Raw genomic sequence first — 6,811 nt, 5'->3', positions numbered from 1 at the left:
TCGGCTTTTTGAATCCATTGAAGAGTTAGAATCTTTGTTGCATCAACTTTTAAATGAAGACAAGCTAGTTATTAACTGGGGACGCAAACTGAAAAATAAGGGTAATGCTCTTATCACAGTTTAAATGCATGACAGCTTAGTCGCACCCCTGCGCTTCAAATTTGTCACAAATGGCGATTAAATGGTCGCGGAGAATGGTTGCTGGATTTGACCCATCACTGGTTCCTTCTAGTAATTCAGCCTCTAGATAAAAGGCGATATCTTTATTCGTTGCATTACTATTTTTATCCTGGAAACGTGCGAGAAATACATCCCAGGTTTTGCCAGATAAGCCGAGGCGAGTGGCGATGGCTTTGAGGAATTCGTCCTCATGGATGTCATATTTGGGTAGGTTCATGATTGTCACCGATTCTGTGGCTTTACCCCGATTATAAATAGGTAAAATTGACCTGGAAACCCCGGTTCTACTTCGATCTACATTATTCTATTTCCGGAACGGTTAACCTGTATTGCATTTAATTTGGGGAGGAGTAGCGAGCAAGATGCTCGCACTACCAGGATCTGGCATTTCTTGACATTAAGGGTTAAGTTCTGAACAGCTTACCCCTCACCCCCAGCCCCTCTCCCACAGCGGGGAGAGGGGAGCAATGTAGAGCGAAAAGCAGGGAAAGCGGGGGTAGCAAGGGAGGCAGGGGGAGAAAATATTAATTAAATTTAGAGCTTATCCGAGCAGTATCGGGGGAACAAGAGAGTCCGGTTCCCCTTCTCCCTCGATGGGAGAAGGGGTTAGGGGATGAGGGTGAATCAATCTATTTGAGTCTACTTTTTTCCACACTATTGCCAGCATTTCAGGTCTAGAGTAGAGGAAATAACTAGAAAGGACAACACCATGAAAACGACAAACACCTCAACCATTCCGATGACAGCCAATCAATCTGACGTTTTACCCGCCAATTCCCAAACTCTTCTGGTTAATGGTGGCGTAACCATTTTAGCTATCGTAGCGCTAACCTATTTCACCAAGACCTTAATTGAATCAATTGCAAAACTTTTAGCACTGAAGCATCCGCCACAATAATCATTTTAACCTTTAACTCCTATTAATCCTCATGAGAGGTAGGGTGGCAAATGGATATAATTTCGGATAAATAAAGTCGTTCAATTATCATAATTTTCCTGCCCGACAAGGATAGAGACGTGACCGTGGAACGTCTTAACCTATCCTCGTAGTGCGATAACCCTCTTTTTACTTCTCTCTAAAATGCTCTAATAACTGGCTCACGGTGAATATGGATACTGCCGTTGTTTGAAAATCCTGGGGATTGCGGGTGACAATCGCATCTACCTGCTGGGCAACGGCACAGGCTATTTGAACAGCATCCTCAAAGTCTACTAAGCCGGAATTGAGAGCCGTATTCAAAACTGTATAATCCACAGGGCAGACACTCAAAAGCGTTAACGTTTGAGTCAAGATTTGCCTGGTTTGTTCAAGATTTTGTGTCTGCCGTTTACAGATGTAAAAAATATCCGTTGCACTGGATGCACTAATTAAACCTTCTATACGTTCGGCAGCAATTGCCTCAAAAACTTCACTAGCTAGCTGAAAAAATGGCTCCCGTTCCAGAAAGAAATCGAGAATAATGTTTGTATCCAGAAGAACTCTCACTTGAGGTACTTCTCCACTAAGCGGTCTTCTCGCATCAACTCAATATCTGTATCGGTTAGAACTGGCTGACCGGGTTTTTTCAGACAACCTCGTAGCTGATTAACAAGGGTACGACGTTCCGATTTTGATGGGTGTCTAACTTTCAACGCTTGAACTAAGGTTTCCAGCAGAACGAATTGCTCTTCAACAGATAATTGGTAAATAGCTCGCTGTAGCTCTGGTAAAGTCATAGCTGTGATTCAAGAACGTTTGTTCAAGGGGTAAGGCAACAGGCAATAGAGAATACACAATTTAAATAGGTTTTAGTAGAGACGTAGTATGCTACGCCTCTACCATCACTTACAGGACTGACGCTGCACGACTATAAGTTGGTCAAGGTGCGTTACGCTACGCTCTCCCCACGATGGCGGACTGACACAGCTCAAATAGGACTTTGTTTGTAGTGAGAACTTTAGTTCTCTCTCCGCCTAGCTGGAGAGGGCTCAAGCCCTCACTACGTACCCAATCTATTGCACCATTTTAGTTGAGTCACGCCACGACAAATCAAGGCTTTGCGTAAGTCCTAACTTAAAACAGCGTCAAAATGTACAGCAGGGTAAACAGAATAATCCAGATGATATCGACAAAATGCCAATAAATTTCTGCCATTTCAATGCCAACGTGCTTGGTTTCACCGTAATGTCCGGGACGACGCGATCGCCACAAGACGCCGAGAATCAGTAAAACCCCGATAGTGACGTGCAAGCCGTGGAATCCGGTCATCAGATAAAAGCAGTTAGAAAACACATTAGTAGTCAGACCATACCCCAAGGTGAGATATTCATACACCTGACCGCCTAAGAAAATGACGCCCATAATCGCGGTAATGATATACCACAACCGCATCCCGGAGACATTATTCTTTTTAATCGCCACATCTCCGTTATGGATGACAAAACTACTCGACACCAGAATAATTGTGTTAATCGCTGGAACTAAGAGTTCCACTTCTGTGCCTTCGGGGGGCCAGGTTGCGGATACCCCTCGGTAGATTAAATACGAGGCAAACATCCCACCAAACATCAGGGATTCAGAGGCGAGGAAGACTATTAGCCCCAAAACCCGATAATCGGGATGTTCCTCATGTTCCGCCACCGCCCCCTCAGCCGAGGCTTCTGGGGTAGAGGAGACTTGATATTCGTCAATTGTTGAACCTTGCATACTATTTTCCTAACTATCGCCATCTACACGTAGAGACGCGCCATGGCGCGTCTCTACATTAACCTTACTTCGCTTCTACAGCAGGTTCTCCCGATGTCGGCGCACTGGGATTGAGACCTTTACCATTGCGACCATTCATGCCATAAGCATAAGGACCATGGGTTAATACAGGTAAGACTTCCCAATTTTCGATTTCAGGTGGTGAACTGGTTGTCCATTCCAGGCTCAAGGCATCCCAGGGATTATCACCCACCTTGGGTCCATACATCCAGCTCCAGATTAAATTAATCGCGAAGGGAACCACCGAGAACCCTAACAGAATTGCACCGAAGGTACAAAGCTGATTAATTGCCGTGAATTGGGGGTCATACATCGCTACCCGACGGGGCATTCCTTGTAAACCCAATTGATGCATCGGTAAAAAGGTAAGATTCGCACCAATAAAGGTGAGAACAAAGTGAACTCGCCCCCAGGTTTCGTTGTACATCCGACCCGTAATTTTGGGGAACCAGTGATACATTCCGGCATAAAGACCAAACACGGAACCACCAAAGAGGACATAGTGGAAGTGCGCCACAATGTAGTAGGTATCGTGGACATGAATGTCAAAGGGTGCGGTTCCCAGAGTGACGCCACTGAGTCCGCCCAACACAAACATACCTAACAAACCGATCGCAAACAGCATTGCCGAAGTGTAGCGGATTTTTCCCTGCCAGAGAGTCGCCACCCAGCTAAAGATTTTCACCCCCGTCGGGACTGCCACAATCAGTGTGGAGATGGTAAAGAACATCCGCATCCAGGGCGGGGTGCCACTGGTAAACATGTGGTGTACCCAAACGAATAGACCGACGATACAGATAGCGAGGGATGAATAGGCGATCGCCTTATAGCCAAAGATCGGCTTACGGGCGTGAACCGGAACCACTTCCGACATAATCCCGAAAATCGGCAGAATCATCAGATACACCGCCGGGTGGGAGTAGAACCAGAACAGGTGCTGATACACCACCACATTCCCCCCAGCATCGGGGCGGAAGAAGCTGGTGCCGAAGTTGATATCAAATAACAGCAGGGTTAATCCAGCCGCTAACACGGGCGTGGAAAACAGGGCTAATATCGATGTGGCTAAAATCGCCCAACAGAACAACGGCATCTGATCCCAGCGCATACTGGGGACGCGCATTTTGAAGATGGTGATGATAAAGTTCACCGAACCCAAAATTGAGGAGGTTCCCACCAAGATAATGCTGAGAATCCACATCGATTGAGCGGTATTGGCGGTAATCAGGCTCAAAGGTGGGTAGGATGTCCACCCCGATTGAGCGCCGCCGAAAAAGAAACTACCTAACAGCAGCGCCCCCGCTGGAGGAACCAGCCAAAAGGCGATCGCATTCAGTTTCGGGAATGCCATATCTCTGGCACCAATCATCAACGGGATCAGGTAGTTGCCAAACCCCCCAATTGCCCCCGGAACGACCCAGAAAAAGATCATGATCGTGCCGTGATTGGTCAGAAAAGCGTTATATAGATTGGGATCAAGTAAATCTGAATCAGGGGTATACAGTTCAGCCCGCATGGCGACTGCCATTAATCCCCCGATCAAATAAAACACGAACGAGGTAACTAGGTATTGAATGCCAATGACCTTATGGTCAACATTAAACGTGAAATAGTCATACCACTTCCATGCCGTTGGATGGGAACTGTGGGAAGTGGCTTGAGATTGAGGTGAAGTTTCGGTTTGGGTCATCAGAATTTCTTGTGACAACTAAAGCAGCCTGTCCAGATGGACAACTGGAGTGTGATGGGCTTCTGTTTAGGATTCATGCATTGAGTGTAACTGGGTTAACGTTTTTTCATCAACGCCCAGCTTCGTCGTGTAGGGTTCCAGAAACTCGGACTCGGATAAATCAGCCGGGTTCACCGCCACGGTTTGATTTGGGTTTTGCTGCTGGGCAACTTGATTTTCCTTGAACCAAGCCTCATACTCCTCTTGGGTATGCACAATAAGCTGGGTTCGCATCGCACCGTGGTAACCCCCACAGAGTTCAGCGCAAACCACAGGATAGGTTCCAGGTTTTGTGGCAACAAACCGCAGTTCCGTTTCTTGACCGGGAATGGCGTCTTGTTTGAGGCGGAACTGAGGCACCCAGAAAGAGTGAATCACATCTTGGGCGGAGATATTCAGTTGCACGTCTTTGCCAACGGGAACGTGTAATTCACCAGCAACAATGCCACTATCGGCATAGTTAAAGATCCAAGCAAACTGTAAACCGGTGACATTCACCACCAAGTCAGCCGCTTGTCCTTGCCGTTTAGGTGCTGCACCAAAGCCGTATTTAGCCCCCTTGGGTGCAGCTTCATCGGACTCCATCCCCTCCGCATCAGCCACTAAGGGGGCCGCGATCGCACTTCCGGGCATACTCGCCATTTGCGCGGGGGTATCGGCTTTAGCAACAAAGTTCGGTTCAAAACCGCCCATATCTCGATAAACTTCGACGCTGTAGATCCCTAGTCCAATCACGATAATGGCAGGAATGGCTGTCCAAAAGGCTTCTAAGGGCAAATTACCGATGATGGGTTCAGCATCCGTGTCATCCCCCTCGCGTCGCCGAAAGCGAATCATGGCAATCACAATCGCCCCTTCGACGACCAAAAACAGGGCGGTGCCGATAGTCATCATCACGTCAAAAAAGTCATCGACTAACGGCGCTTGTTCTGATGCCTGTTCTGGCATCAAGCCGTGGTTTTGACCAACCCACAAACTGACCAGGGTGATAACGACACCAGCGGTCAGCGTGATAATAGTAGTTGGTACTTTTTCGTTTTCCATAGCTTATCTCCTCGGCAGCAGCAGATCTCCACCCAGGTTGGGTGAAGTCGCTGTCTGATTCTATCTTGACTATCATCGATCCTAGTTCACATTTCTTTATAGCGCTTGTTTGGAGAAGGGATTCCGGTGCAGGGATTCCGGTGCAGAGGTGTAGGGGTGTAGGGGTGTAGGGGTGTAGGGGTGCAGGGGTGCGAAAATTCTGGAAGAGAAATGTTTAGATGTAGGGGCGGGTTTAGGGACAATTGTAGGGGCGGGTTTAGGGAATCAATTCAGCTAGTCACCGATAACTGTCGAACAAAACCCGCCCTCCTCACCTATAAGGGAACAACAAAACCCGCCCTCCTCACCTTAAACTTAAGAATAAAACCCGCCCATTCCCCCAGCACAAGGCAATCAATTAATCCAAAACCGGACAACAAAACTGATTAAATTCCCAACCGCGATCGCACATGAAAAATGTCGGGGTGAAAGGGTGGGGCAGGGCGGGTTTTGTAGAAAGGTTATTGGTTACTCCATTAATGTTGTCCCTAAACCCGCCCCTACACAGATTTCTAGACTTAATAGAGTTAGGTTTATGTCCATCCACCTAACCAATGGACTGACACAGCTACAATTGTGAGCCGATATAATGGCACGATAAGACAAACCAGGGTGGATTAAACCGTTGCTTTAAAGAATTTTTTAGGAAAAGAAGACTGTGCTGGACTCATTACAGACTATTTTATCCTCCCGTAGCTATATGCCCCACGGGAATTGTTACCTGTGGCAAACTCCCTTGGTGGGATTGCATGTTGCCAGTGATGCGCTGATTGCGATCGCGTATTTCTCGATTCCGGCGATGCTGATTTACTTTGTTCACCAACGCCGGGATATTCCTTTCTCTAGAGTCTTTGTTTTATTCGGTGCGTTTATTATTTTCTGTGGCATCGGACATCTGTTTGATATTTGGACACTTTGGTACGCCGATTACTGGATAAGCTGTCATGCATTTAAACTGTGATAAGAGCATTACCCTTATTTTTCAGTTTGCGCCCCCAGTTAATAACTAGCTTGTCTTCATTTAAAAGTTGATGCAACAAAGATTCTAACTCTTCAATGGATTCAAAAAGCCG

General features: G+C 46.9%; 7 protein-coding genes and 3 pseudogenes. 3 read left to right on the top strand and 7 right to left on the bottom strand.

The genetic code is table 11. The features are described from left to right. Positions 1-124: pseudogene (locus tag RIG66_RS30430) on the top strand (IS630 family transposase); the annotation flags it as partial. 12 nt (positions 125-136) lie between these two features. Here the strand turns inward: RIG66_RS30430 and RIG66_RS30425 are convergent. Beyond that, the gene (locus tag RIG66_RS30425) at positions 137-397 is read right to left on the bottom strand and encodes a hypothetical protein (RefSeq protein WP_446383340.1); all 261 of its coding nucleotides are present in this window, start codon (positions 395-397) and stop codon (positions 137-139) included. A 492-nt stretch (positions 398-889) separates the two neighbouring features. On the opposite strand from RIG66_RS30425, the gene RIG66_RS30420 reads away from it, so the two are divergent. Beyond that, the gene (locus RIG66_RS30420) at positions 890-1,078 is read left to right on the top strand and encodes a hypothetical protein (RefSeq protein ID WP_446383338.1); all 189 of its coding nucleotides are present in this window, start codon (positions 890-892) and stop codon (positions 1,076-1,078) included. A gap of 168 nt (positions 1,079-1,246) precedes the next feature. Here the strand turns inward: RIG66_RS30420 and RIG66_RS30415 are convergent, their stop codons facing one another. The 5 genes from RIG66_RS30415 to RIG66_RS30395 form a co-directional block, all read right to left on the bottom strand. After that, complete coding sequence (locus RIG66_RS30415) at positions 1,247-1,666, bottom strand: PIN domain-containing protein (RefSeq protein ID WP_446383336.1); 420 nt, start codon at positions 1,664-1,666, stop codon at positions 1,247-1,249. After that, positions 1,663-1,896: a hypothetical protein gene (locus RIG66_RS30410; RefSeq protein WP_044208174.1), complete on the bottom strand. Its 234-nt coding sequence runs from the start codon at positions 1,894-1,896 to the stop codon at positions 1,663-1,665. The genes RIG66_RS30415 and RIG66_RS30410 overlap by 4 nt, the downstream gene beginning before the upstream one ends. 337 nt (positions 1,897-2,233) lie before the next feature. Next, positions 2,234-2,866: a cytochrome c oxidase subunit 3 gene (locus tag RIG66_RS30405; protein WP_446383334.1), complete on the bottom strand. Its 633-nt coding sequence runs from the start codon at positions 2,864-2,866 to the stop codon at positions 2,234-2,236. Positions 2,867-2,930: 64 nt separating this feature from the next. Then, positions 2,931-4,616, bottom strand: a complete 1,686-nt coding sequence (gene ctaD, locus RIG66_RS30400) for a cytochrome c oxidase subunit I (protein ID WP_446383332.1) — start codon at positions 4,614-4,616, stop codon at positions 2,931-2,933. Positions 4,617-4,682: 66 nt separating this feature from the next. Then, complete coding sequence (locus RIG66_RS30395) at positions 4,683-5,699, bottom strand: cytochrome c oxidase subunit II (protein ID WP_446383330.1); 1,017 nt, start codon at positions 5,697-5,699, stop codon at positions 4,683-4,685. A 739-nt stretch (positions 5,700-6,438) separates the two neighbouring features. Between RIG66_RS30395 and RIG66_RS30390 the strand changes: the two are divergent. Further along, a pseudogene (locus RIG66_RS30390) lies at positions 6,439-6,678 on the top strand (hypothetical protein); the annotation flags it as partial. 10 nt (positions 6,679-6,688) lie between these two features. Here the strand turns inward: RIG66_RS30390 and RIG66_RS30385 are convergent. Then, positions 6,689-6,811 (bottom strand): annotated as a pseudogene (locus tag RIG66_RS30385) (IS630 family transposase); the annotation flags it as partial.

It is taken from the genome of Coleofasciculus sp. E2-BRE-01, assembly GCF_040221695.1.
GTDB lineage: Bacteria > Cyanobacteriota > Cyanobacteriia > Cyanobacteriales > Coleofasciculaceae > Coleofasciculus.
The sequence above is the reverse complement of the archived record's forward strand: the minus strand, read 5'-3'. Positions and strand labels throughout refer to the sequence as shown.

Excerpts from the sequence above, each read along its gene's own strand:
- RIG66_RS30425 (WP_446383340.1), bottom strand. The coding sequence starts at position 397 with ATGAACCTACCCAAATATGACATCCATGAGGACGAATTCCTCAAAGCC.
- RIG66_RS30420 (WP_446383338.1), top strand. The coding sequence starts at position 890 with ATGAAAACGACAAACACCTCAACCATTCCGATGACAGCCAATCAATCT.
- RIG66_RS30410 (WP_044208174.1), bottom strand. The coding sequence starts at position 1,896 with ATGACTTTACCAGAGCTACAGCGAGCTATTTACCAATTATCTGTTGAA.
- RIG66_RS30405 (WP_446383334.1), bottom strand. The coding sequence starts at position 2,866 with ATGCAAGGTTCAACAATTGACGAATATCAAGTCTCCTCTACCCCAGAA.
- ctaD (WP_446383332.1), bottom strand. The coding sequence starts at position 4,616 with ATGACCCAAACCGAAACTTCACCTCAATCTCAAGCCACTTCCCACAGT.
- RIG66_RS30395 (WP_446383330.1), bottom strand. The coding sequence starts at position 5,699 with ATGGAAAACGAAAAAGTACCAACTACTATTATCACGCTGACCGCTGGT.